The organism is Undibacterium sp. GrIS 1.8, from assembly GCF_040544445.1.
Taxonomy (GTDB): Bacteria; Pseudomonadota; Gammaproteobacteria; order Burkholderiales; family Burkholderiaceae_D; genus Undibacterium.
On record NZ_JBEONQ010000014.1, the window covers coordinates 79,578 to 103,995 of the forward strand.

The 24,418-nt window shown below is 48.3% G+C and carries 21 protein-coding genes; 11 read left to right on the top strand and 10 right to left on the bottom strand.

The features are described 5' to 3' along the window. Positions 1 to 40: 40 nt before the first annotated feature. From odhB to AAKU64_RS08845, 5 genes are all read left to right on the top strand, one after another. Positions 41 to 1,309: a 2-oxoglutarate dehydrogenase complex dihydrolipoyllysine-residue succinyltransferase gene (odhB, locus tag AAKU64_RS08825; RefSeq protein ID WP_354330887.1), complete on the top strand. Its 1,269-nt coding sequence runs from the start codon at positions 41 to 43 to the stop codon at positions 1,307 to 1,309. A 1-nt stretch (position 1,310) separates the two neighbouring features. Next, complete coding sequence (locus AAKU64_RS08830) at positions 1,311 to 1,646, top strand: PspC domain-containing protein (RefSeq protein WP_322118993.1); 336 nt, start codon at positions 1,311 to 1,313, stop codon at positions 1,644 to 1,646. Positions 1,647 to 1,685: 39 nt separating this feature from the next. Then, a complete protein-coding gene (gene lpdA / locus AAKU64_RS08835) occupies positions 1,686 to 3,113 on the top strand; it encodes a dihydrolipoyl dehydrogenase (RefSeq protein WP_354330885.1) in 1,428 nt (475 codons plus the stop codon). An 80-nt stretch (positions 3,114 to 3,193) separates the two neighbouring features. Beyond that, entirely contained in the window at positions 3,194 to 4,291 is a 1,098-nt protein-coding gene (zapE, locus tag AAKU64_RS08840) for a cell division protein ZapE (RefSeq protein ID WP_354330883.1), read from the top strand. A 21-nt stretch (positions 4,292 to 4,312) separates the two neighbouring features. Then, positions 4,313 to 4,762 (top strand): hypothetical protein, encoded by a 450-nt coding sequence (locus tag AAKU64_RS08845; RefSeq protein ID WP_354330882.1) that lies wholly within the window; start codon positions 4,313 to 4,315, stop codon positions 4,760 to 4,762. A gap of 364 nt (positions 4,763 to 5,126) precedes the next feature. On the opposite strand, the gene AAKU64_RS08850 is transcribed toward AAKU64_RS08845, so the two are convergent. The 5 genes from AAKU64_RS08850 to AAKU64_RS08870 all read right to left on the bottom strand — a co-directional run bounded on the left by AAKU64_RS08850 (position 5,127) and on the right by AAKU64_RS08870 (position 8,517). Further along, positions 5,127 to 5,264 (bottom strand): hypothetical protein, encoded by a 138-nt coding sequence (locus AAKU64_RS08850; RefSeq protein WP_503012590.1) that lies wholly within the window; start codon positions 5,262 to 5,264, stop codon positions 5,127 to 5,129. After that, positions 5,261 to 6,109 (bottom strand): alpha/beta fold hydrolase, encoded by an 849-nt coding sequence (locus tag AAKU64_RS08855; protein WP_354362019.1) that lies wholly within the window; start codon positions 6,107 to 6,109, stop codon positions 5,261 to 5,263. Before AAKU64_RS08855 ends, AAKU64_RS08850 begins: the two co-directional genes overlap by 4 nt. Positions 6,110 to 6,354: 245 nt before the next feature. Further along, a complete protein-coding gene (locus AAKU64_RS08860) occupies positions 6,355 to 7,524 on the bottom strand; it encodes a pyridoxal phosphate-dependent aminotransferase (RefSeq protein WP_354330876.1) in 1,170 nt (389 codons plus the stop codon). Between the two features lie 122 nt (positions 7,525 to 7,646). Beyond that, positions 7,647 to 8,282, bottom strand: coding sequence for a uracil phosphoribosyltransferase (upp, locus tag AAKU64_RS08865; RefSeq protein WP_354330976.1), 636 nt, complete (start codon positions 8,280 to 8,282; stop codon positions 7,647 to 7,649). 100 nt (positions 8,283 to 8,382) lie between these two features. Further along, positions 8,383 to 8,517 (bottom strand): hypothetical protein, encoded by a 135-nt coding sequence (locus tag AAKU64_RS08870; protein ID WP_322118986.1) that lies wholly within the window; start codon positions 8,515 to 8,517, stop codon positions 8,383 to 8,385. Positions 8,518 to 8,595: 78 nt separating this feature from the next. Between AAKU64_RS08870 and AAKU64_RS08875 the strand changes: the two genes are divergently transcribed. Then, entirely contained in the window at positions 8,596 to 13,923 is a 5,328-nt protein-coding gene (locus AAKU64_RS08875) for a hypothetical protein (protein WP_354362020.1), read from the top strand. A gap of 338 nt (positions 13,924 to 14,261) precedes the next feature. On the opposite strand, the gene AAKU64_RS08880 is transcribed toward AAKU64_RS08875, so the two are convergent. Continuing rightward, positions 14,262 to 15,128, bottom strand: a complete 867-nt coding sequence (locus AAKU64_RS08880) for an MBL fold metallo-hydrolase (protein WP_354362021.1) — start codon at positions 15,126 to 15,128, stop codon at positions 14,262 to 14,264. Positions 15,129 to 15,258: 130 nt separating this feature from the next. Here AAKU64_RS08880 and AAKU64_RS08885 point away from each other — a divergent pair, with 130 nt between their 5' ends. Continuing rightward, positions 15,259 to 16,149: a LysR family transcriptional regulator gene (locus AAKU64_RS08885; RefSeq protein WP_354362022.1), complete on the top strand. Its 891-nt coding sequence runs from the start codon at positions 15,259 to 15,261 to the stop codon at positions 16,147 to 16,149. Positions 16,150 to 16,154: 5 nt separating this feature from the next. Here the strand turns inward: AAKU64_RS08885 and AAKU64_RS08890 are convergent, their stop codons facing one another. The 4 genes from AAKU64_RS08890 to AAKU64_RS08905 form a co-directional block, all read right to left on the bottom strand. After that, positions 16,155 to 16,481: a FlxA-like family protein gene (locus AAKU64_RS08890; RefSeq protein WP_354362023.1), complete on the bottom strand. Its 327-nt coding sequence runs from the start codon at positions 16,479 to 16,481 to the stop codon at positions 16,155 to 16,157. Between the two features lie 242 nt (positions 16,482 to 16,723). Beyond that, entirely contained in the window at positions 16,724 to 18,031 is a 1,308-nt protein-coding gene (rhlE1, locus tag AAKU64_RS08895; RefSeq protein WP_354362024.1) for an RNA helicase RhlE1, read from the bottom strand. 90 nt (positions 18,032 to 18,121) lie between these two features. Continuing rightward, positions 18,122 to 18,385, bottom strand: a complete 264-nt coding sequence (locus tag AAKU64_RS08900; protein ID WP_354330867.1) for a hypothetical protein — start codon at positions 18,383 to 18,385, stop codon at positions 18,122 to 18,124. Positions 18,386 to 18,487: 102 nt separating this feature from the next. After that, complete coding sequence (locus tag AAKU64_RS08905) at positions 18,488 to 18,922, bottom strand: EamA family transporter (protein WP_354362025.1); 435 nt, start codon at positions 18,920 to 18,922, stop codon at positions 18,488 to 18,490. Between the two features lie 465 nt (positions 18,923 to 19,387). On the opposite strand from AAKU64_RS08905, the gene AAKU64_RS08910 reads away from it, so the two are divergent. From AAKU64_RS08910 to AAKU64_RS08925, 4 genes are all read left to right on the top strand, one after another. Continuing rightward, positions 19,388 to 19,819 (top strand): MarR family winged helix-turn-helix transcriptional regulator, encoded by a 432-nt coding sequence (locus AAKU64_RS08910; protein ID WP_354330863.1) that lies wholly within the window; start codon positions 19,388 to 19,390, stop codon positions 19,817 to 19,819. Then, positions 19,819 to 21,399, top strand: coding sequence for an MDR family MFS transporter (locus AAKU64_RS08915; RefSeq protein ID WP_503012697.1), 1,581 nt, complete (start codon positions 19,819 to 19,821; stop codon positions 21,397 to 21,399). The genes AAKU64_RS08910 and AAKU64_RS08915 overlap by 1 nt, the downstream gene beginning before the upstream one ends. Positions 21,400 to 21,484: 85 nt before the next feature. Continuing rightward, complete coding sequence (locus tag AAKU64_RS08920; RefSeq protein WP_354362026.1) at positions 21,485 to 22,966, top strand: efflux transporter outer membrane subunit; 1,482 nt, start codon at positions 21,485 to 21,487, stop codon at positions 22,964 to 22,966. A 112-nt stretch (positions 22,967 to 23,078) separates the two neighbouring features. After that, positions 23,079 to 24,236, top strand: coding sequence for an HlyD family secretion protein (locus AAKU64_RS08925; protein ID WP_354330859.1), 1,158 nt, complete (start codon positions 23,079 to 23,081; stop codon positions 24,234 to 24,236). The last annotated feature ends 182 nt before the right edge of the window (positions 24,237 to 24,418 follow it).

Consider the following 24,418-nt stretch of genomic DNA (forward strand, 5'->3'; position numbering starts at 1 on the left):
AGCTGCTGCGCCCAACAGATATCCGAAACGGAGAAAAAACATGGCAATTATCGAAGTAAAAGTACCGCAGTTATCCGAGTCAGTTGCAGAGGCAACTTTGCTCACATGGCATAAAAAAGTTGGTGAGTCCGTCGAGCGTGACGAGAATTTGATTGATGTAGAAACGGATAAAGTTGTTCTGGAGTTACCTGCGCCAGAAGCCGGTATCATTACTCAAATCATCAAACCAGACGGTAGTACCGTCGTCGCTGGTGAAATCATCGCCATTTTGGATACTGACGCATCTGCCAAGGTTAGTCCGCTCCAAGTCACCGCACTCCCAGTTGCTTTAACAACTGATCCAGTAACTGATGCAATCAATAGTCTTGCTGCTAAATCTGCCGGTGTTGCAATGCCAGCTGCTGCAAAAATTCTCTCTGAAAACAATATGTCTGCCAGTGCAATTGATGGCACAGGCAAAGACGGTCGCGTTACCAAAGGCGACGCCTTAGCCGCAGTTGCAAAACCTGCCGTTGCAGCGACCGCACCAGTAGTTGCGCCAATCGCAGCACCGGTTGCAAGCAAGCCAGCTTTGCAGCAAGTCAATGCGCCGGCAATGAACTTAGGTGATCGCCCTGAAGAGCGCGTGCCAATGAGCCGTTTGCGCGCCCGTATTGCAGAGCGCTTGTTGCAATCTCAATCGATGAATGCAATTTTGACGACCTTCAATGAAGTCAACATGGCACCAGTCATGGAATTGCGCAATAAGTACAAAGACAAATTTGAAAAAGAACATGGCGTTAAGCTGGGTTTTATGTCTTTCTTCGTCAAAGCTGCCGTTGCTGCTTTGAAAAAATATCCGGTTATTAATGCTTCTGTTGATGGCAATGACATCGTGTACCACGGCTATTTTGATATCGGTATTGCAGTCGGTTCCCCACGTGGTTTAGTGGTACCTATCTTGCGCAATGCGGATCAAATGTCGATTGCTGAGATTGAGAAGAAAATTGGTGAATTTGGTGCAAAAGCCAAAGACGGCAAACTGACACTGGAAGATTTGACTGGCGGTACGTTCTCCATCTCCAACGGTGGTACTTTCGGATCGATGTTGTCCACACCGATTATTAATCCACCGCAATCCGCAATCTTAGGTGTGCATGCAACTAAAGACCGTGCTGTTGTTGAAAACGGTCAAATTGTAATCCGCCCGATGAACTATCTTGCGATGTCTTACGACCACCGTATCATTGACGGCCGCGAAGCAGTTTTAGGTTTGGTCGCAATGAAAGAAGCATTGGAAGATCCAGCTCGCTTGTTGCTAGATCTGTAATATGAACTTCGCTGACGAAATCAAACGTCTGCACGAACTACATCAGTCGGGCGCACTGACTGATGCCGAATTCGCGCAAGCCAAGGCTAAGTTGCTGGCGTCGAATGAAAGTGCTGAACAATCATGGTCTGGCACTGATCAAACGATCAATCAATTAAATCAGTTCCGCCGGTCCAGAAAAGATCAATGGCTAGGTGGCATTTGTGGTGGTCTTGGCAAACTTACCGGAGTCGAATCCTGGATCTGGCGTTTGCTTTTCGTTATGTTCACTTTCTATTTTGGTTCTGGTCTGGTGGCTTATATCCTTGCATGGATATTTATCCCGGAAGAAGAATAAATAGAGCGAACACAATCTGAACACATCAGGAAAATATTCATGAGTAAACAATTTGATGTCGTCGTTATCGGCGGCGGCCCTGGCGGCTATATAGCAGCGATCCGTGCAGCACAGCTCGGTTTTTCCACCGCATGTATCGATGCATGGAGTACTGATAAAGGTACGCCAGCATTAGGCGGCACCTGCACCAATGTTGGTTGCATTCCTTCCAAAGCTTTGCTGCAATCATCCGAGCATTATGAGCATGCCGGCCATTCCTTTGCAGATCATGGTATCGAAGTCAAAGGCCTGGCGCTTAACATCGGCCAAATGCTGGCACGTAAGAACACCATCGTTAAGCAAAATAATGACGGTATTGTGTATCTCTTTAAGAAGAACAAAGTAACGTTTTTCCACGGTCACGGGTCTTTTACCAAGGCAGTTGAAGGCGGCTATGAAATCAAAGTCGTAGGTAAAACAGAAGAGAGCATCGTTGGCAAGCATATCGTTCTGGCGACGGGTTCTAATGCACGTGCTTTGCCGGGTGCGGAGTTTGATGAAGAATTGATTCTGTCCAACACTGGCGCCTTAGAGTTGCCAGCAGTACCGAAAAAACTGGGCGTCATCGGTGCCGGTGTAATCGGTTTGGAAATGGGTAGCGTCTGGCGTCGTCTGGGTGCTGATGTGACTGTGTTAGAAGCTTTGCCAACCTTCCTTGGTGCAGTGGATGAGCAAATCGCAAAAGAAGCGCACAAACTGTTTGTGAAACAAGGTTTGTCCATCAATCTCGGCGTAAAGATTGGCGAGATCGTCAAAGGTAAGAACGACGTTACCGTCAATTACAGTGATGACAAAGGTACTGTACATGTAGCGGTATTCGATAAATTGATCATCTCTATCGGTCGTACACCTAACACTAACGGCTTGAATGCGGATGGCGTTGGTTTGAAACTCGATGAGCGTGGTTTTATCGCGGTTGATGGTGATTGCAAAACTAATTTGCCAAATGTCTGGGCGGTTGGTGACGTCGTGCGTGGCCCTATGCTGGCACACAAGGCAGAAGAGGAAGGCGTTGCAGTTGCTGAGCGCATCGCTGGTCAGCATGGTCATGTCAACTTTAATACGATTCCCTGGGTTATTTATACTTCACCTGAGATCGCCTGGGTTGGTCGCACCGAGCAACAGTTGAAGGCAGATGGTGTCGCTTACAAAGCTGGCACATTCCCATTTATGGCTAATGGTCGCGCCCGTGCTTTAGGTGATACGTCCGGGATGGTCAAATTCTTGGCGGATGCGACGACGGATGAAATCTTAGGTGTACACATTGTCGGTCCAATGGCATCGGAGTTGATCGCAGAAGCTGTTGTAGCAATGGAATTTAAAGCCTCATCAGAAGATATCGCCCGTATTTGTCACGCACATCCTTCTTTGTCGGAAGCGACTAAAGAGGCGGCGTTGGCAGTAGACAAACGTTCGTTGAACTTCTAGTCCAGAACGATTTTTGAACATGACGCCGCTGATGGGATAAATATCCTCTCAGCGGCGTATTTATTCCTAAGCGGTAAAAAATGAATGTTCTAGAGTTTTATCAAGAAGCCCTGACCAAGCGTGGTTTTCAAGCGGATGCTGCACAACAACTCGCAGTCGATCGGCTGCAACAATCCTATGATGAATGGGTGGAATACAAATCCAAGCGCGCCAACAAGTTCACCCGTTTGATCACCCGTCCCGATGTACCACGCGGCGTGTATATGTGGGGAGGGGTAGGGCGTGGCAAATCGTTTTTGATGGATAGCTTTTATTCTGTCGTGCCAGTTGTGCGTAAAACTCGTCAGCACTTTCATGAATTTATGCGTGCAGTCCATCGGCAATTGGATGAGTTGACTGGTGTAGCAGATCCGCTGGATGAAGTCGCACGTCGCATTGCTAAAAAATACCGTCTGATTTGCTTTGATGAGTTCCACGTGTCCGACGTGGCTGATGCCATGCTCCTATACAATCTGCTGAACGCCTTGTTTGAAAACGGTGTCTCATTTGTCATGACATCCAACTATCAGCCCGACACTTTATATCCAGACGGACTGCATCGCGATCGTATGTTACCCACCATTGCGTTATTGAAAGACAAGCTGGATGTCTTAAATGTCGATTCGGGTAACGATTACCGCAAGCGTGCGCTGGAACAGGTTGATGCTTATCTTACACCGCTCAATGCAGCGACCGATAAAGCGTTACGGACAGCATTTGCCAAACTGGCAGACACCGCAGATGAGGACTCCAGAGTCAATATTGAGGGCAGGGACATCAAAGCCTTACGTCGTGCCGGTACTGCGGTGTGGTTTGATTTCAGCACGCTTTGTGGCGGCCCCCGTTCGCAGAATGATTATCTTGAAATTGCCAGCCGTTTTCATACCGTGATATTGTCCTCGGTTCCGCGCATGTCGGCAGCAATGTCGTCTGAGGCACGTCGCTTTACCTGGTTGATTGATGTGTTTTACGATAACAAGGTCAAGCTGATTATGTCGGCTGAAGTGCCTGCAGAAGAGTTGTACACACAAGGTACATTATCGAATGAGTTTCACCGCACCGTATCGCGTATTATCGAGATGCAATCGCGTGAATACATGGAAACCGATCAGCGGCACAGTACTGATACTCTTACTTAACTTATTCTGAAAGCTTGATCTATGACACCGTTTCACCGCAGATTTACTTATTTGTCGTCTGTCCTGGCTATTGGTTTATTCAGTTTTTGCTCAGTATCCTCTGCTCAGATACAAGATCCACCTTTGACGCTAGATGAGTTGGCTAGTGTTGTCGGAAAATTGGATCAGACGTATGCACCAAAAGCCATTCAAACCGTCGAAGCTGCCGATGCCGCATTAGCCCAAGTAGAGCCAACCCAAAGACAATTGCAAGCTTGGTATATTCGCACTCAACACACCTGTTACGAACGTTTTTTCGTCAACTCTTGTCTGGACAACGCCAAGCTTAGTCGCCGCAAGCATTCTGTTATTTTGCAGCGTATCTCAGTAGAAGCAAAAGCTTATAAACGCAAAGAGCATATTGAAGAACTAGATGCTGAGTTGAAATTAAAAAATGAGCAAAAACAGTTGGACGAGCAGAAAAAGCAATAGCAATGATAATGCGCAATGCATGGTGTTGCCGGGTTGGCACCGAATACCGCGTTATTGTTGCGCTGCTTAAATAGCGAGATCAATATAAATAAATCCCCTAAAATATCTAAAAAAAGGGGAGTATGTGCCAAAAATAGTCTCAATGTCCATAATAAACATGGACGTTAAAATATACTATGGGTAAGTATATGTGCTGTCTAAACGCCGGTTTAGGCGTCAGCTATAGCGCCAATCTAATGTTTAATTCAATGCTAACTTAGGTGCGAATTCAGGTGCGAATTCAGGTGCGAATTCAGGTGCGAATTCAGGTGCGAATTCAGGTGCGAATTCAGGCGCAAATTCAGGCGCAAATTCAGGCGCAAATTCAAATCTCACTCAAACGAGTCAGCGCCTCTTGCAAGGTCTGCTCTTGCTTAGCAAAGCAAAACCGTACTATGCCGGATTCGTTTGCTTGCTGGTAAAAGCCCGATAGCAGAATTGCTGTCACATCACGATTACTCAATAGACGGTGATTCTGGTGCCGTTTAACTGTGTTTTGACAATCGGTTCCTTGATCGCTTTTGCAGTCATTATTCTACGAATGGCTGCTACAACGACCTCTGGATTGGCGACTTGTATTTGATGGTCAGAATCGACGATAGTCGTGTTGGCGTTTGGGTAAAGTCCCTCGACCATAGCGGCTAGTTTGGAGCCAGAATCAGTAACGCCGAAATCGACAGCAATTGCGCCTGCTGATTTGGGGACGTTAAACAGTCGCTCTACAGGAATTTTATTTGCCCATGGTAATGCAAGAACTTCTTCGCCGGTATTGAAGATTTGGTCTATCTCTTGATTAATTACCTTACTAAAAAAGATCCGTTTGGCAATTCTGGTATAAAGCGGGAAGTCGGCAGTTTTTTTGATGACGCCAGGATAGACGGCATCAACCAGAACAACACCCGCAACGTCCTGGGGATACATCCGGGCAAATAGTTGCATGTACAACCCGCCTAATGAATGACCAACCAGCAGATAAGGTGGTTTTAAGCCTTGGTGTTGCAAAGTCTTGCGTAGTTCTTCCACAATCGTTCGGCCATCACGTAGCGCTTCCGTTTCATCACTTTTGCCATAGCCGGGACGGTTGTAGGCAAATATGGTCGCCTCGTTTTTAATATCTTCAATAACTTTGCTCCACTTATCCAGAGTTTCGCGTGATCCGTTTTCAAATACGACGATGGCTTTGGATTTGGTAGTCTCAATCTGCAACACTTCAATATTGTGATTGTTGATCTTTTCGATTCTGCTTTGTGCATATGTATTGAGTGATATGGCGAATGCGACGAAAGCGAGAGTTAAGCGTAATAGCATAATTGAATCCACAGGTTGAAAATCCTGAGATTATACGAATGACAATTTGAAATTAGATGTGAAGCGACAAAGCACAAAATCTTCGGGATGAAATGCAATATTTGACCGATAGCCCGTATTGGTGAAAACCAGCAGAAAAGCTAAAGGGAAATAGAAGAGGAATTAAAAAAATAGGGAGTATGGTTAAATATAGCACCTACGTCCATGTATATACTAGGTGCCGTAAATATACTCTATCTAAGTATTTATATTTCCTGCAGGCGTTGCAATGCGGCATGCAAGGTCTGCTCTTGCTTAGCAAAGCAAAACCGTACTATGCCGGATTCGTTTGCTTGCTGGTAAAAGCCGGACAGTGGAATCGTTGCCACACCTATTTCGCTAGTCAGCCAGCGTGCAAAATCTAGCTCTGACTGATCAGAAATTGCTGAATAATCGACACATTGGAAGTAAGTTCCTTGTGCTGGCAGCAACTTAAAGCGGGAGTTTTTTAAACCGTCGCGGAAAAAATCCCGTTTTTGCTGATAAAACGCAGGCAAGTCCAGATAGGGTGCAGGATTTGCCAAATAGTGCGCCAGTCCCAACTGCATTGGCGTATTGACAGTGAATACATTAAATTGATGCACTTTGCGGAATTCTTGCATCAGTGCGGCCGGGGCGGTGACATAACCTACTTTCCAGCCAGTGACATGATAGGTTTTGCCGAAGCTGGAGATAATAAAGCTGCGCGCCGCCAGTTCTTCGTAACGCGCCAGTGATTCATGACGCAAGCCGTCAAATACCATATGCTCATACACTTCATCCGATGCAATCAGCACCTTGGTGTTGCGCACTATTGCTGTCAGCGATTCAATATCGGTCGTGCTCAGTACAAATCCGGTGGGATTGTGCGGCGAGTTCAGCATAATCAGACGGGTTTTATCCGTGATCTTGGCAGCTAGCTTGTCCCAGGGAATGCTGTAACCGTCCGGCCCTAGTTCCATTGACACCAATACCGGCACGCCACCAGCTAAGCGGATGGCTGGCACATAGCTGTCATAGGCAGGTTCAATCACGATCACTTCGTCACCGGCGTGTACGCAAGCCAGAAAAATCGTCAATATGCCCTGAGTTGCACCCGCAGTGACGGTGATTTCTGTTACCGGATCGTAGCTATGGCCATAAATTGTGTGGATTTTTTTAGCGATTTCGGCTCGTAATAGCGGCAGACCAGGCATTGGAGGGTACTGATTATGCCCATGACGCATCGCACTACTGACTGCATCCAGTAAAGCGGGATTGCAATCAAAATCAGGAAAGCCTTGCCCCAGATTGACCGCATTTTTCTCCGCAGCCAAAGCCGACATAATCGAAAAAATCGTCATGCCGACGTCGGGCAATTTAGAGCTGAGTTGCAATGTGGGATTGAAAGAAGTCATCTGAATCAGATTGAAAGGTGTGATCAAGAAGAGCAATACCAACTAGTCAGATTAGTTAGCGGCATTGCTCTTGGGTACTAAATTAGACTAGTTTAGTGTTCTTAATATTGCATTGAATAAATTTACTTAGTTCCGAATAAACGATCACCCGCATCACCAAGACCAGGGATGATGTAGCCATGTTCATTCAGGCAATCGTCTATCGATGCTGTCAGGATAGACACATCAGGATGCGCCGCTTGCATCACTTTGATGCCTTCGGGTGCAGCCAGCAAGCAAACAAATTTGATTGACGTCGCGCCACTTTGTTTGATGCGAGTGATCGCCGCTGCTGCCGAATTGCCGGTTGCCAGCATAGGATCGACGACGATCACTAAACGTTCTGCGATATCTTCTGGCACTTTAAAGTAGTACTCGACCGGCTCCAATGTTTCAGGGTCGCGGTACAAACCAATATGACCAACGCGTGCCGCCGGTAACAAATCCAGCATGCCATCCAAAATACCGTTACCAGCGCGCAGTACTGAGATGACGCACAGCTTTTTGCCGCTGATAGTCGGCGCCTCGATGGTCGCCATCGGGGTTTCTATCGTCACTTTTTCTAAGGGCAAGTCGCGGGTGACTTCATACGCCAGCATCTGGCTAATTTCACGCAACAGACGGCGGAAGTTATCCGTGGTCGTTTCTTTGCTGCGCATGAGAGTGAGTTTGTGTTGCATCAGAGGGTGTCTGATTTCGGTCACATAGTCTGACAAGATAATTCTCCGTAATGAGGTCGGGGGTCTGAGTTGAGTCACAGATGACAGACCCTAGCGTGTCCAAATTGAACCAGCCGTTATTTTACGTCCCCAAGCGCATTCATGGGCGCCGGCAATGGAATTGTTTCTGTTTATCTTCATCAATAACTAGCTCTGATTTGATCCCGCCTTCGTAAAAATTGGAAATGAAGGACTTTTCCGCTTCTACTCCGGCAATTGTTTGCAAATCGTTCATTGATAATCCATGTTAAGAAGTTCCGGTAGGGCGCTATCCACAGTGCCAAAGGAGCGGTCAGACAATCAGGAGCATGGCATGGACGCAAATCAAACATTGTTAAACAGATTATCCTTAGGGTCGTACCCGATGGACGCTGGACAACGAGACGATTTCCATACCTCGGATGCCGCGCTGGAGTCGCATTCTCGCATCGACGTAAAAGGCATACGCGAAGCCATCGCCCGCGTAGAGGCAGAAGCTAGAGCCACCGTCGCTACGGAGGCAAGGACACAAGCCGAAGCCCGCGCCCGCGCGCTGGCAGAAGCCCGTGCCGAAGCCGAGGCAGAGTCAGCCAATCTGGCGCAAGAGAAATTACAGTTAGAAGAAGAAGCCAGTGCCAGTAGCCATGCCCGCTTGCAGGCAGAGCGTCAATCGCGTGCCGCCAGTCAGGCCAGAATTGCCGCCGATAGCCAAGAAACACAAGACATGCAAGAGCGCACCAGATTAGATACCCTGGCGCGCGAGCAAGCAGAAAAGCGTTCTAAGCTAGAGCTAGAAGCCACACAACGCGCCAGCGAACAATTGCAAGCCGATACCGAAATTAACGCCAAAGCCAAAGCAGCTGCAGAACGATTAGCCAAAGAAAGCCAAAATGCTCGCAACTGGGCGGCAGAACGTTTTGCCGCATCCCAGGCAGCTAAAAACGAGGCCGAAGAACGTGCACGTGCCGATGCGCGGATGGTCGAGCTAGCTCGTGAGCGTGAGCGGCGCGATAAAGAAGCACGCGAAACCACAGAAATGCTCGCCAAAGTCCGTAGCGAAGCACTGCAAGTCAGCAAAGAGCGCGAACAAGCAGAAGCCATGGCGCTCGAATTTGCCATCAACCGTGCTCCGGCAGAAGTCCGCGCACGCGAAGATGCACTTGCCCGCGTCGCCGTAGAACAAGAGCATGAAGCTATTGCCCAAGCCCGAGCAGAATCAGATCGGCGTGCCACTGCAGCCATACAATTACGCATGCAATCCGAGCTGGAATTGCGTAATGCGTCCGCCAGAAGGGAGCAAACTGAAGTCGTCGCCGCCACCACAGCCCAAGCCCGTCGTGATGCGGAAGAACGGATAGAGCAAGTTACCCAACAAAGGATACAAACCGAAAAAGAGCTACAGTCCAAGGCCCTGATCCGTATCGAAGAAGAGCAACAAGCCGATGCAGAAAACCGCATCAGATTAGAAGCAGAAGCACAAGCGACCGAACAGGCCAAACAGCGCCGTATTGCAGAACTGCATGCCACCAAGTTAGCCCAGCAACGCATGCAAGAAGAACAGCGTGCCGTCATGTTGGCTAAACAGCGCGCCAGCATTGACCAGCAAGCTGAACAACTCGCCCGCGAACAAGCCGATGCAGAACAACAAGCGTTGAAGGCAGCAACGTTTCAAGCCACCGTCTTAAAGCAAACCTATGTCGTCGCGCAGCAAAAAGCCAAGAGTGCATTGGAATTGGCGCAGGCAGAAAAATTAAGAGCAGATGCCGAACAAAAAGCAGCCTTGGCGTTGCAGCAAAAACTCCAGGCAGAGCAACAAAAAATAGAAACAGCCAATGCCCGTGCGCAAGCAGAGCAAGCCCGCGCCGCTATTTTAATCATGCAGCAAGAAGCCGAGCAAACTGCCCGTATTGCGGCAGAGACTAGCTGCACGGCAGAGAAGTTAACCTTGGAAAAAACCATGGAACAAGTCGCCTTGCAACAACAGCTTGCTGCCGTTAATCTCAAAAAAGAACAAGAAGCCAGCGAGCTGGTTCGGGTTCAACAGCAACGCAATGATAACGAGCTAAAAGCACTCGATGCAGTACAAGAAAAACTCATCGTCGAGCGCAAACGTGCTGACGCAGTTCAGCAAGTATTAAAGCTGACGCAAGAAAAATTAGTAATTGAACAGGTCGCCCAGATTGAGACAGAATCACGCATACGCGCAGAACAAGAAGCCAAAGCCGTAGCGCAAGCCAAAGAACAATCCGAGCGCGAGCAACGACTGGCCTTAGAAGCATCTGCTACAGCAGAAAAATATGCGTTAGAACAAGTCCGTGTACAAACGGAAATGCAACGCCAGGCGGCCAAAATTGCGCTGGTCAAAACCCGCCAGGTAGTAGAGCAAACCAAGGCTGAACAAATCCGTTTTGAAGCAGAACGCGACGCCGCATTAGCAGCACAAGAAAAACTCGAAGCCGAGAAAAAAACTGCAGAAGAAATCATTGCCCGTGCCAGCGCCGATCGCCAGCATGCGTCCTTGTTACAAGCGCGTCAGGAGCAAGAAGTGCAAGCGCGTGAAGCACGTCAGGCATTGATCGAGGCAGAGCAGTTACGCTTACAAAAAATCACTGAACACGCTGCCTTACAAAAACAGACCGCTGCCAATGCACAACTAAAAGTGGCTGAATTAGCCGAGCTGCAAAAAACCTTGCAGCAACGTTCAGAATCCGAGCAAAAAGCGCTGGATATCGTGCAACAAAAATTACAGGTAGAAAAACAATTATTGGCTGAAATTGATGCCAAAATCAAACTAGAGCAAGAGCAAAAAGAAGCGCACTCGGCCCGTTTGCAAACAGAGCAACAAGCAAAAATAGCAATAGAAGCACAAGCCAAAGCCGAACAAGAACAATTAGTACAAGCGAAGGCGCAAGCAGAGGCAGAGCAACAATCCGCCATTGCCGCAGAGGCGCGTGCCGTTGCTGCAACTCATTTGTCACGTTTAGAAAAAGAAAAAGCTCTGGCACAACAAAGTGCTTTGGCTGCGCTGCAAGACAAACTGATTTTAGAAGAGAAAAAATCCAAAGCAGTACAAGAAGAAAAGCAATTGCAGCAAGATCGCCTCGCTGCAGAAAAAATCGCCACCGAAGCCGCAATCGCAAAAGCAGAAGCAGAGCGCCAGGCCAATGTGCTGGCGCAAGCCAGAGTGATCGCAGAACAGCAAGCAAAAGAATTGGCAGAAGCTAATTTGCAGGCAGAAAAAGAGCTGCATGAAAATGTCAGAATCTATGCCGATACCAAGCACAAAGCACATCAACTTACTATAGAAAAATCGCGCAAACTATCTGACTTAGAGCACGTTGCACGTCAGCGGCTAGAAGCAGATGCAGCACTGGTAGCAGCAACTGAAGCAAAAATACAAACAGAGCAACAGGCCTTGCAAGAAACTACCGCCAGGCACAATGCAGAGCAAGCCCTGACTCAGTTTGCACAGGCAAAACAAGAGGCAGAAAATCTCGCCAGAACCGCTATCGAAGCCAACTTGATCACCACGCAACTCTTGTATCAGGAGGCTGCCGCTCAGGCCGATGCGCAACAGTTGGTACAACAACTCGCTGAACAAAATCTGCAAGAACAACAAGCTTTATCTGCACTGATCGCACAACGTCAGGCAGCAGAGCAAGCGACACAAATCTCTATCCAGCAAAGACAAGATGCAGAGATACAAGTGTTGCTCATCGCAGAGCAACGCCAGTTGGCGGAAGAAGAAAAAAATGTCTTAGTACAAGCACGTTTGCAAGCAGAGCAAGAGGCCAAGCTCAGCGTAGAGCAATTCAATTTCCATGAAAAACAATGGCTGACAATCTCGGTAGAAGAGTCAATGGTCAAGCGGCAGGCTGCTACTGCCTTACATGAAAAAACACAATTGCTGATTGACTCCAGCGCAGCAGAGCAAGTACGTTTAGAGGCAGAGCGCGAGCTAGCACAACAGCTACAGAAAAAATTAGAGGCAGAACAACAGGCGCATGTTTTTGTACAACAACGACTGCAAGCAGAAGCACAGTTGGCACAAACAGCCATTGATATTGCAGAACAAGAAGCCCAGGCCGCAGCAGAGGTACAACAATTACTGGCGACTCAGCAGGCGTTGTTTGCCGCATCTGCTGATCACGCAGATGCGCAGCGTGAAGCAGTCCGTACCGCAGAATTAAAAGCGCAGGAAGCTAGCGAGTTAGCTCGTTTAGAAAATGAAAAAGCCGCCAACGAATTGCTGGCATTAAGCCTGATCCAACAAAAACGTGCAGCAGAACAAATCGCTGCGGACGAAGCCGCACAAAGAGTGCAAATCGAGCAAACCTACTTGGCCTTGTGCACTGCCAAAGCCTTGGCAGAACAAGAGGCAAAAGCTGCAATACAGGCAAAACAAGAAGCAGAGCAAGAAGCCGCTACATTTGCGCAGCAATATGCAAGAACACAAGAACACAATGCCAACCTGGCGCAAGCTCATGCTGACCAATTATTGGTTTTGCAGCATGCAGAATTACAAGCAGCAGAGCTGGCGCAAATTAAATTGCTGGCAATGGAAGAGCAAGCGCAATTACAAGCAGTCACCATCAAACAAAATCAATTGGCAATGGAGGCCATCAGCCAAAAAATGGAATTTGAAAAAGTACTCGCTGCAGAGGCAGAGCAACGTCTTCGTATCGAACAAGAATTGTGTCAGCAAAGTGCAGAGCGAGTCGCCTTAGAGCAAGCTGCTAGTATCGCCGCACAAGAAAAACTAGCAATGGAACAAACATTGAGCCATGCGGCACAAGATATCATCAACGCACGTGCCAATCTTGAGGCTGAGTTGAATCATCAAACCAGCTTGCAAACTGAGTTGGATGCAAAATTGGTCGAGGCAGAGCAAAATCGTTTGCAAGAGTTGATGCAAGAAAATCAGGCGATTGACCAGGCACTACAAAGTCAGCAAGCCATTAATGAAGAAATGCATCAAAAAATGCTGCGTCGGATTGCACAAGAACAAAAAACCAATGACTTGCTTCAAGAGAAATTGATGGCTGAAAATCAGGCTACGATCATCGCTGATGCTGCCGCTGTTCAGGCGCAACAAGCAGTGCAGCAAGCGGCAGAGCTAGTGGCAACACGTCTGCAACAAGCACAGGCCGACGCTGATTTACTCAAAGAGCAATTTCAACAAGAGTTGCAACTGGCTGAACAATTAACCGAGCAGCAAGCAGAACAACTGCGCCTGCAATTACAGCAAGAGCATCAACAGGCAGAAATAGTAGCCAATGAACTGATCAGCCGTTTATCGCAAAATCAGGCGACCAGCGCAGTGTGGCGTCAGCGCGCTCAAGAGATGTTGTTGCAAGCGCCAGTTGCTGTTGTCATGCCGGAGATGGCAGCAGCGCCGAGCCAAACATTGCCACCGTTCCGCTTACGCACCTCTGTTGTGGCAGGCGTATTGGCTTTCGCTGGAGTTGCAACTGCAGCGACTTGGGGCACGCTCAGTTTTCAACAAACGTCACAAGCGGCAGTAGTAAAAAATAATGCACCGGTGGTTAGCCAAACCCGCCAAACTAGCCAAGTCAGTCAGTTAGCACAAAAAATACAAAAACCGGATGCGTCTTTGCGTATGTCGTATCAAATTGCGAGCGTAGATAAAGCAGCAAAGTAAACATAAGCCAGCGTCAGGTTTTGGGAGAACTACCGGGATAACGATCAGATTGCTGCTGAAGCTTTTAGTAAATTATTTCATGGTGGATGTAAATATACTTGGGGTAGGTATATATTAGTTGTCCAGGTAATCAATGGACTATATGGCGTAAATTTAAAAAATATAGGGGAGTATATAGAATCTCCCTTAATTTTTTATAAATTAAAAGAAAAAATAGACCAGCAACGGTCTATTTTTTTATTGTTAATTTACATCGCCCCGACAGCAAGCGGGCGAGCAATTATGCTATTCGGCAATAGATGAATCTCAGCGAAGGTATTTAAGCTTAGATATTAGTATCACCACTTCATTTCGCCTTTGTTGACCTTGGCACCGATATCCAGCGACATACCGCCATCCGTCACTTGTGGATAGGACTGTTTCATGGCGTTGATCAGGCTTGCGCTATCTTTACTGGAGGCCAGATTTTTCTCAAAAGTCTGCAGATAGCTTTTAGTGAAAGCGATTGTGCTGGCATCTACCTTAGTTCCAGCACTCATGTGACCAGGGACTACCAGCTTTGGCTTCAGTGCAGACATTTCATCTAACTGTGCTATCCAGGCAGCGCGTTCAGCGGCGGTTTGCGTATCTGCCGTCCATACATGCATATTGCCGAATACACCAATGTTGCCGACGATCGTCTTGATCGATGGAATCCAGGTGTAGGGGCGGTGCGCCAGAATACCGGTGGTGCCACGTATTTCAATTGTCTGACCTTCCAGCTTCAATATATTACCTTCCAGTGCACGCGGTACTACTGGCTTGCGCGGCGCATTTGCTCCCATTTTTGGCCCCCAGAATGCGAGCTTACCGGCTATCTTGGATGAGAGCTTCTCCAGAACGGCAGGCGTCGTCACCACGTCAGCCTGTGGAAAAAATTCTTTCAGTGTCTCTACTCCAAAGTAGTAATCAGGATCAGCTTGACTCACGTAGATGATGGTCAGTTGCTTACCACTGTCGAGCACGTTAGCGGCGATACGCAGTGCGTCGGCGCGGGTGAAGCCCGCATCAATCACCATTGCCTCTTTTTCTCCATAAACGAGCGTGGAGTTAACATTAAAACTGTTGCCGTCGGCGTTGTACACCTTGACGGTGAGAGCTTGTGCCGCTTGAGCTGAAGTGAAGCTAATAGCGAGCGAGGCAGCGATAACGGTAGTGCGGATCATGGTGAACTCCTGTCGAATAAATGAATCATTGAATGGGACGCCTGGTAGCGTTGGATTACACTATAGTTGCTAAAAATGAGCAGATAAATGGGATAATCCGCCCATTACTGTTTCTTAAATCGAGCAAATTATGGATCGATTAACCGCAATGCAAGTATTTGTCGAGGTCGCCAATAGCGGTAGTTTTAGCGCTACGGCCGACAAGCTCGACATGTCCCGTGCCATGGTGACTCGCTATGTGGGTGAGCTTGAGCGTTGGTTGGATGCACGTCTGTTACAGCGCACCACCCGTAGCGTCACGCTGACCGATGCTGGTGAGAACTGTTTGCGTCGCAGCCAGCAAATGTTGGCCTTGATGGAAAACGTGGAAGAAGAGACCGGTGAGCACGATGGCACTTTGCGCGGACAGTTGCGCATCACCTGTAGTGTCTCGTTTGCTTATGCGCAGATGGCTGCTGCGGTGGTCGATTTTTTGAAGCTTTATCCACAGCTCAAAATTGACCTGAATGCCAGCGAAGGCTCGCTTAATCTGGTAGAAGCACGCATCGATCTGGCTATCCGCATCAGTGCAGCGCCTGACCCAACATTGATTGGTCGCAGGTTAGCAACTTGCATCTCGGTACTGGTGGCATCACCCGCGTATCTGGCTGCCAATGGCACACCGAAAGCTCCCGTAGATTTGGTTGCGCATCGCTGCCTAAGTTATGCCAACTTCGGTAAAAGTGTGTGGAAGCTGAGTCGTGGTGAGGAGCAAGTTCAGGTCAGTTTAAGCAGCTACTTCAGCGCCAATGAGGCCACCGCCTTATTGCGTGCTACTTTGGCCGGTGGCGGCGTTGCACTACAGCCTACATATTTAGCAAACCCGCATCTGCTTGACGGCAGTTTGCAAGCGCTGCTTCCCGACTGGAATCTGCCAGAAATGGCGGTTTACGCGCTGTATCCTTCACGTAAGCATTTGTCGCCAGCGGTGAGGGCGTTTCTGGATTTTTTGGTGGAGCGGTTTGCGACGGTGCCTTGGTAGTCAAGTCAAGCGCTGGTATCAACCACAAGGCCCAAAGTGGAGTTGCGAGATTTTGTCCTATCGGAATCGGATGCTGAATTGGCTGTCTCCGGTTCTTGCTGGCGTTTAAGTTGTTCTAATGCAGCCTTTTGTGCATCGAGCGCCTGCAATTGTTGGATCTGCATTTCTACTGCTTGTATTTGTATCTGCAATAGCTTCAGCTTTTCCTTCGCTCCTGGGGTGGTATCTTGGGACACACCTCTTAATTCCTTCATGAGACCGACAAGCCGCTTTTGTAGCGCCGCAATCGCGCTACTGCTATCCGAACCGTTGCCAGCTGCGGCCGTTATCATGCCCGATCCCACCGATCTGACCATGTGCGTCCCCATTCATATTCATTGATATCAAACACCATTGTTAGTGCTGAACTATACCTATACGCGAGAGCAAAAAATCATACCTATTTTAAAAAACGCAATTTTGGCCGAATCTAGCTTTTTAATCTTGATTGGGACTTGCGAAAAATTGTCCCAGTAAGGCTAGCGACAAAGCTGGGCGGTTTTGCGTAAGTCCTGTTGATCAGCAATATTAGTTTTTATACCTTACGTTTGCCATTACCCGCATTGCGTCCACCATTATTATTGGCCGGATTTTTTACTTTAGTCTTTATTGGAGTTTTAGCGACGAGATTTGTAAATACTTTAGGTTTTTTTAGCTTCTTCGGTTTTTTCAACACCTGTCCAGCCGTATTGGTGACGGGTACCCGGTGCTCGGCTTCAAAGCCTGGTTCTTCTATTCTCTGTAAGGTATTTTTCGTCAGTATTTCTATCGCTGCCAGTAGCTCCACCTCGTCCGCGCAGACGATAGAAATCGCCTCGCCTGTGGCGCCAGCTCTGCCAGTGCGGCCGATGCGATGGATGTAGTCTTCTGCTACCGTCGGTAAATCAAAATTGACGACTTGTGGCAAGTCGTCGATATCTAATCCACGTGCTGCGACATCGGTTGCTACCAGGATTTGTATCTCGCCGGCCTTAAAACTGTTTAAGGCACGGAGGCGGGCAGGTTGTGGTTTGTCGCCATGGATGGCATCTGCTTTAGTGCCTTTGGCGATTAAAGTATCGACCAGTTCATCCACACCTTTGCGGGTTTTGACAAAGACCAGCACCTGACCCCAGCGCCGCTTTTTGAGCAGATGGCAAAACAATTCCGCCTTGCGTTTTTTGTCGACTGGGATCATCCACTGCTTGACACTTTTTACTGTGGTATTGCGCGGACTGACTTCAATACTCAGTGGATCGTTCAGCAAGCCTTTTGCTAGGGTGCGAATAGCGTCTGAAAATGTGGCAGAGAACAGCAAAGTCTGGCGGCGCTTTGGCAGCGTCGCCATGATGGCATCTAATTCGCGCGAAAATCCCAGATCCAGCATGCGATCTGCTTCGTCCAGTACCAAGGTTTGCAGTTGATCAAACTTCACTGCGTTTTGGCTTTGTAAATCTAGTAAGCGCCCCGGCGTCGCCACTAAGACATCCAGCCCCTTACGCAACTTCATCATCTGCGGATTGATGCTGATACCGCCATAAGCGACTGCCATACGTAATGGCAAACTGCTACCATAATCGCAAAAGCTTTCATACACTTGCTCGGCCAGTTCACGCGTGGGCACGAGTACCAAAACACGCACAGAATTGCTGGCAACTTGCGGGCCTTCCATGGTCAGTCGCTGCAATAGCGGCAGTGCAAAGCCTGCGGTTTTACCCGTGCCGGTTTGCGCCGCTGCCATCAAATCACGACCGGCTAACACAGCAGGAATAGCCCGCGCCTGAACCGGAGTAGGGGTTTTATAACCGAGAGTATCGAGCGTGCTTTGCAGCGCGTCGATTAAGCCGAGGGAAGCAAAAGTCATAGAAGAAAATAGTAATTACTCGTGGTGACTAAAGGACGTCGCCGAACAAGGATCTGGCGAGGCATACAATCAAAGCCAGACTCAGGTTGATTATGCTGCCATGCCCTTACTTAACATACTGGCGACCAGTTCGTTCAAACCAACGTCGCGCTCTTTTGCCAACGCATGTAATTGTGCGACCAGATCGCTATTGAGCTTGACGGCGAATGGCACCAGACCCAAAGCCTGATCAAGTTTGCGCTGTTCGCGCTTATCGATAACGACCGCATCGGTTTTGCCAAAAGCAGCACCCGGCGCGTCCATCTTACCCATCAATTTTTTGGCATCGCTCTTTGCCATTCCAGTTTTTTTCACTTTGATTGCCTTGTTAATTTAAAGGACGCATTTTACGCAGTATGTGGTGGGGCGGGCTGTTTGTTTTGATTTGATATTCCAATCTTGATATTGCCGCCTAGATCAGCGTTTAAAAGCCAGCAGTAAAACTCCGCCAGCGACCATGGTAATACCTGCCCATTCGCGCAGGGAAGGACGTTCATCCAGGAATATAAATGCGAAAACAACCACTAACACCAGACTCAACTTATCAACCGGCGCGACCTTGGATGCGTCGCCTATTTTTAGCGCCCGGAAGTAACATACCCAGGATGCGCCAGTAGCGAGGCCAGACAAAATCAGGAATAACCAGGTTTTCGAGGACAGCTCAAAGGGATTTGACCATTTGCCGGTATAGGCGACGAATGCGGTTAGTACAACAATGATGATCGCAGTGCGGATTAATGTGGCCAGATCAGAATCCACCCCCTGAATGCCTATCTTCGCAAAAATAGCGGTCAATGCCGCAAATACAGCGGAGAGGATCGCCCAATAGAACCAGCCTGTGGATGAGGCCATGTTTTTCTCCTTTTAAAGGTTTATCCATCATAAATCTAAACCATACGCAGCATTGACAAAAAATTACTCCGCTCATTTAGGGCAAGGAAAGTAAGACGTTTTAGCGAACCCGTTCTTCACGCCAAGCATAATCAGGGCGTCAGTCCAAATAAGATGGATACTGGTTGAGTATAGTTGCTAGCAATATACTCCCCATAAAATTTATTAAAAATGTCTGATTGTCCAAAGAATATATGGACAATTAAAATATACTTACTATGAGTATATTTATTTACAGAGATTGATTTAACCTACATTGGTAATCTGCATGTACGCAGCATGACTCAATCAGACCAAAGTATTTAGCTTCATCCAACGCCAAACCCGAAGACATTTCCTAAACATTTCCCAAACATTTCACCTTGCCGCACTGCAAAACATGTGCTATCTTATAGTTCGCTATCTAACTATTAGTCTACTTATCTTATGCCCTCTATCGAAGAACGATTTTCCGCCGCACTACACAATACAGCGCGTACTTGGCGGCAAGCGCTGGACCGGCGTTTAAAGTATTTGGGTGTTGGCCAAGCAAGCTGGATGGCGATTGCGAGTATCGCCAAGGCCGGTAAGCCTTTATCGCAAACCGAGTTAGCCAATTTGCTGGCCGTGGAAGATCCGACCATGGTTGCGATGATTGATCGCTTGGTCAAAGCAGGTTTGGTCAATCGGGTGCCATCGCAAACTGATCGGCGGGTAAAGCAAGTGGTACTAACCGATGCCGGTAATGAGATTTATCTGAAAGTGAAAGCCGAAGCGGACGCGTTTCGGGCTGAATTTTTGTCTAAGATTGATCAGGAAAAACTGATCGCTGCGACCGAATTATTAGAAGCATTGCAAGCGGCGGCGGAGTTGGCGTAATGAGCAGTGCATCTTCTGCCGCCTCGGGCGGAGCGACTATCCCCGCAGTTGACGATCCCAGCGTCAATCGTTTCATGATCACGATTTCTATCATGCTGGCGACGATTATTCAGGCGCTGGATGGCACCATTGCCAATGTCGCGTTACCGCATATGCAGGGCAGCTTATCAGCGTCGCAAGATCAAATCACTTGGGTATTAACCTCATTTATTGTAGCGGTCGCCATTACTACGCCTTTGACTGGCTGGTTGTGTGATCGCTTTGGTCAAAAGAATATTTTCTTGATTTCTGTCGCTGGTTTTACGCTCGCCTCAGTCTTGTGTGGTTTGTCCGGTTCGCTAGGGCAGATCGTTGCTGCACGCTTGTTACAGGGGGTATTTGGGGCAGCGCTGGTGCCTCTGTCGCAAGCGGTTTTGCTGGATATTAATCCGCGCGAAAAGCATGGTTCTGCCATGGCCGTTTGGGGCATGGGTGTGATGATAGGGCCGATTCTTGGCCCGACGTTGGGTGGCTGGCTGACGGATAGTTATAACTGGCGCTGGGTGTTTTTTATCAATGTGCCGCTGGGCACGATGGCGTTTTACGGTATCTGGAAATACATCCACAAAACGCCGGCAGCACGCCGCATGAGTTTTGATATGTTTGGTTTTGCCACCTTGAGTATCGCGATTGGTTCTTTGCAAATGCTGTTGGACAGAGGCGAGCAGAACGATTGGTTTTCTTCTACCGAGACTTGGGTAGAAGCGATTATTCTGGCGATGAGTTTTAGCTATTTTGTAGCGCATGCCGCGTTACGGCCGGCGGGTAAATCGTTCCTCGATTATCGGCTGCTAAAAAATCCTAATTATGTGACGGGCCTGCTATTTATTTTTATCGTTGGTATGGTGCTGTTTGCAACGCGGGCTCTGGCACCATCTATGTTGCAAGGCCTGATGGATTACCCCGCCAAAATTGCAGGCCTTGTTACCGCCCCTAGCGGTCTTGGCACCATGTTGGCGATGATGATCGTAGGGCGCCTGGTGGGCAAAGTTGATCTGCGAATTTTATTGGGTGTTGGCTTCTCCATCACCGCATTCTCGCTATGGCAAATGACCCGTTATACCTTGGTGCTATCGCAAAGCGATATTGTCTGGCCCGGCGTGATTCAGGGGATTGGACTGGGCTTGGTATTCGTGCCTTTGAGTGCCGCGACTTTTGCCACACTTACGCCAGAAATGCGCGCTGACGGTACCGCGATTTATAGTTTGGTTCGTAATATCGGCAGCAGTATTGGCATCGCTCTGGTGCAAACGCTGTTAGTGCGCAATACCCAAATCGCCCATTCTTCGCTGGTCGAAAAAGTCACCAGCACGAGTGCGGCTTTTCAGGACAGCACAGTCGCCTCGGTCTATAACCTGGCGACAACCACCAGCCTGACGACATTAAACGGCGAAATCACGCGGCAAGCATCGATGATCGCTTACGTCAATGACTACTGGTTGATGATGATCATGACCCTGATGGTGATCCCACTTTTAATTTTGATTCGTCCGCCGAAAAAGAATGCGCCGATAGAGATTGATCACGCGGCGATGGACTAAGGACATGGCGATGAACACTGCTAAAAAAATGGCAATCACTTATTTTCAAACCAGATTAACAATCTGCTTTAACTCATCTCAAATCGTGAAAAATACGACTGTGAAAACTTCTTTTTTACTCAAAAGAGCTGCGCCGCTTGCGCTGATGTGGGCTATTGCTGGCTGTGCCAGTATTCCACCAGATCAAAATCTGTTTCCGCAAAAAGATATCGCAAGCGCGCAGCTGGCATCAGACATTAAATTGGCAAGCGAAGGGTGGCCGGACAAGCAATGGTGGACGCAGTATGGCGACGCACAATTAAATCGCCTGATTACCCAAGCCCTGACCAATAGTCCAAGTCTGGGTATGACTGCCGCGCGTATTGGTTCTGCCAACGCAGCGTTGAAGATCAATAGTGCTGATCTGGCACCCGAGATTAATTTTAACGGACAGGAAACCCGGCAACGTTATTCCTCCAATGGCTTGTTTCCAAAACCGATTGGTGGCAGCTATTACACGGAAACGATTCTACAAGTGCAGGCGCGATATGACTTTGACTGGTGGGGAAAGCATCGGGCACAAATCGTCGCGGCAGTGGGTGAAGTCAATGCGCGTCGTGCCGATTATGCGCAAGCTGAGTTAACTTTAGCGACAGCGATTACGCAAAGTTATTTCAACTTGCAAAGTCAATGGGTGCTGCTCGCCAGCATGCAAAAAAGCGTCGCTAAACAAGGCGACATCGTGGCAGATAAAGCGAAGCGTGTTCAACATGGTTTGGCAACCGCGGATGACCAGCGGATGGCCGATGCAGAACTCAGTCGTATGAATGGACAGATTGCACAGATCGAAGCGCAAATTGGCGGAGAACGCGAAGCTTTGCGCGCTTTGATTGGTGGCGATAGCACAGCATTAGCTGATTTAAAACCGCAAGAGTTGCATGATATTTCTCACGCGCTACCCGCTAAATTAGGCATGGACTTATTAGCCAGAAGACCGGATTTACAAGCATCGCGCTGGCGTGTCGAAGCATCCTTGAGCCGGGTAGAGGCGTCGCAGGCGGCGTTTTATCCAGATATCAATTTAACCGGTTCCTTAGGTTTAGATTCTTTATCGCTAGGCGATTTGCTGAAATTTGCCAGCCGCACTTTATACATTGGTCCGACCATATCCTTGCCGTTGTTTGATAGCGAACGTATTCAGGCCCAGCTTGGTGCCAGTCGTTCGCAACGCAATGAGGTGATTGCCGATTACAACCAAAGCGTTTTCATTGCTGTGCGTGACGTTGCACAACAAGCGATCAATGTGCGCGGCATCGATAGCAAGCTGCAACAACAGCAAAAAATAGTACAGACCAATGCAGAAATGCTCCGCTCAGCGCAGGCTAAGTTAAAACAAGGTCTAGCAGAGCGCGGAACAGTCATCAGCGCAGAACTTGCCTTGTTAAGGCAGCAGGACGATATGTTGCAACTGAAAAATCAGCAACTGCAGGCAGAGGTGTCTTTGATTAAAGCACTGGGTGGCGGCTATCAGGCTGATCCAGTAACGCTGAATACAAACTTCCATCAGCAAGCGGCTCAGAGTCATTGATACATAAGTCATTACTCTTCAGTCAAATGTTTTTAAAAAATTAGCCCAAAGTAAAACAGATCAGCACTCACTGTAACTAACAAAATCAACAGAAATCAACGGAATATTCGCCATGACGACCGACAACGACAATCTACCGAATTCTAATAAACGTAAGTTCGTTTTATTAGGGATCACCTTATTTTTTATTTTGGCAGGTATTGCCTACGCCATTTATTACACTTTGGTTTTATCGAAAGAAGTAGATACCGATAACGCCTACGTCGGCGGCAATTTGGTCACGCTGTCTTCGCAAGTCACGGGCAATGTGCAAGAGATTCGTGCAGATGAAACCCAGTTGGTGAAAGCAGGCGCAGAGATATTAAAGCTCGATCCGATTGACGCCAATGTCGCACTGAGTCAGGCAGAAGCTCGCCTTGGTACGACAGTAAGACAGCTGCGTGAACGGTATTCCAATGTGGCGCAATACGAGGCGACTATCGAGCTTAAAAAGTTGAGCTTAAAAGATGCAGCAGATGATCTGGCGCGTCGCCAGCCTTTGGCCGCTGACCATACCTTGTCCGGTGAAGAAGTCGCACATGCAAAGCAAGCTGTCGATAACGCGAAAGCTTCGCTCGACGTAGCAATCAAGCAGGCAGATGCCAGCCGTGCTGCGGTCGCCGGAGTGAGTCTGGTGGATAATCCTAGCGTCTTATCTGCAAAAGCGGATTATGTACAAGCCTGGCTCGCGGCTCGCCGCAACGCGGTACTAGCGCCGGTTACTGGCTACATTGCCAAACGCAGTGTTCAAGTGGGTAGTCGCGTCACTCCGGGTACAACATTGATGTCGATAGTGCCGCTGGATCAGCTATGGGTTGATGCCAATTTTAAAGAATCAGAATTGCAAAATATCCGTCTGGGACAAGCTGCCCGGATCGAGGCAGATGTGTATGGCAGCAAAGTGGTGTACCACGGCAAAGTGGTTGGATTATCCGCAGGTACTGGCAGCGCTTTCTCCTTGCTGCCTGCACAAAATGCCACGGGCAACTGGATTAAAGTCGTCCAGCGGGTACCAGTGCGTATCTCCCTGGATCCAAAAGAATTGGCAGAACACCCTTTGCGCATCGGCTTATCAACGTTGGTCACTTTGGATGTGAGTCATCTCGATGGCGCAACATTAGGCGCACCAATGCCCGCAGCGCCGGTATATGCGACCCAAACGTTAAGTCAGCCTGTGCAAGAGGCAGAATCCGCCGCCGACGCGATTATCAAAAAGAATTTGGCGAAGTAAATCAAGGCCGTAGATCAGCTTGATGATCGGAAGCGATTTAACCGAAGTCGGTCGGTGTTGAATATGCAGACCAATCTTAGTATCAAGCTGAAATAGCAGAGCGCAGTGCATAGGAAAAGTCCTCTATGGTCTGCGTTTTTACATTGAGCTTACCAAGAGTTTGCCAACCGTAAAGCTCGCAG

Excerpts from the sequence above, each read along its gene's own strand:
- AAKU64_RS08845 (WP_354330882.1), top strand. The coding sequence starts at position 4,313 with ATGACACCGTTTCACCGCAGATTTACTTATTTGTCGTCTGTCCTGGCT.
- AAKU64_RS08910 (WP_354330863.1), top strand. The coding sequence starts at position 19,388 with ATGCCCTCTATCGAAGAACGATTTTCCGCCGCACTACACAATACAGCG.
- zapE (WP_354330883.1), top strand. The coding sequence starts at position 3,194 with ATGAATGTTCTAGAGTTTTATCAAGAAGCCCTGACCAAGCGTGGTTTT.
- AAKU64_RS08870 (WP_322118986.1), bottom strand. The coding sequence starts at position 8,517 with ATGAACGATTTGCAAACAATTGCCGGAGTAGAAGCGGAAAAGTCCTTC.
- AAKU64_RS08925 (WP_354330859.1), top strand. The coding sequence starts at position 23,079 with ATGACGACCGACAACGACAATCTACCGAATTCTAATAAACGTAAGTTC.
- AAKU64_RS08875 (WP_354362020.1), top strand. The coding sequence starts at position 8,596 with ATGGACGCAAATCAAACATTGTTAAACAGATTATCCTTAGGGTCGTAC.
- AAKU64_RS08860 (WP_354330876.1), bottom strand. The coding sequence starts at position 7,524 with ATGACTTCTTTCAATCCCACATTGCAACTCAGCTCTAAATTGCCCGAC.
- AAKU64_RS08880 (WP_354362021.1), bottom strand. The coding sequence starts at position 15,128 with ATGATCCGCACTACCGTTATCGCTGCCTCGCTCGCTATTAGCTTCACT.
- rhlE1 (WP_354362024.1), bottom strand. The coding sequence starts at position 18,031 with ATGACTTTTGCTTCCCTCGGCTTAATCGACGCGCTGCAAAGCACGCTC.
- AAKU64_RS08885 (WP_354362022.1), top strand. The coding sequence starts at position 15,259 with ATGGATCGATTAACCGCAATGCAAGTATTTGTCGAGGTCGCCAATAGC.
- AAKU64_RS08905 (WP_354362025.1), bottom strand. The coding sequence starts at position 18,922 with ATGGCCTCATCCACAGGCTGGTTCTATTGGGCGATCCTCTCCGCTGTA.
- AAKU64_RS08855 (WP_354362019.1), bottom strand. The coding sequence starts at position 6,109 with ATGCTATTACGCTTAACTCTCGCTTTCGTCGCATTCGCCATATCACTC.
- AAKU64_RS08830 (WP_322118993.1), top strand. The coding sequence starts at position 1,311 with ATGAACTTCGCTGACGAAATCAAACGTCTGCACGAACTACATCAGTCG.
- AAKU64_RS08915 (WP_503012697.1), top strand. The coding sequence starts at position 19,819 with ATGAGCAGTGCATCTTCTGCCGCCTCGGGCGGAGCGACTATCCCCGCA.
- odhB (WP_354330887.1), top strand. The coding sequence starts at position 41 with ATGGCAATTATCGAAGTAAAAGTACCGCAGTTATCCGAGTCAGTTGCA.
- AAKU64_RS08890 (WP_354362023.1), bottom strand. The coding sequence starts at position 16,481 with ATGATAACGGCCGCAGCTGGCAACGGTTCGGATAGCAGTAGCGCGATT.
- lpdA (WP_354330885.1), top strand. The coding sequence starts at position 1,686 with ATGAGTAAACAATTTGATGTCGTCGTTATCGGCGGCGGCCCTGGCGGC.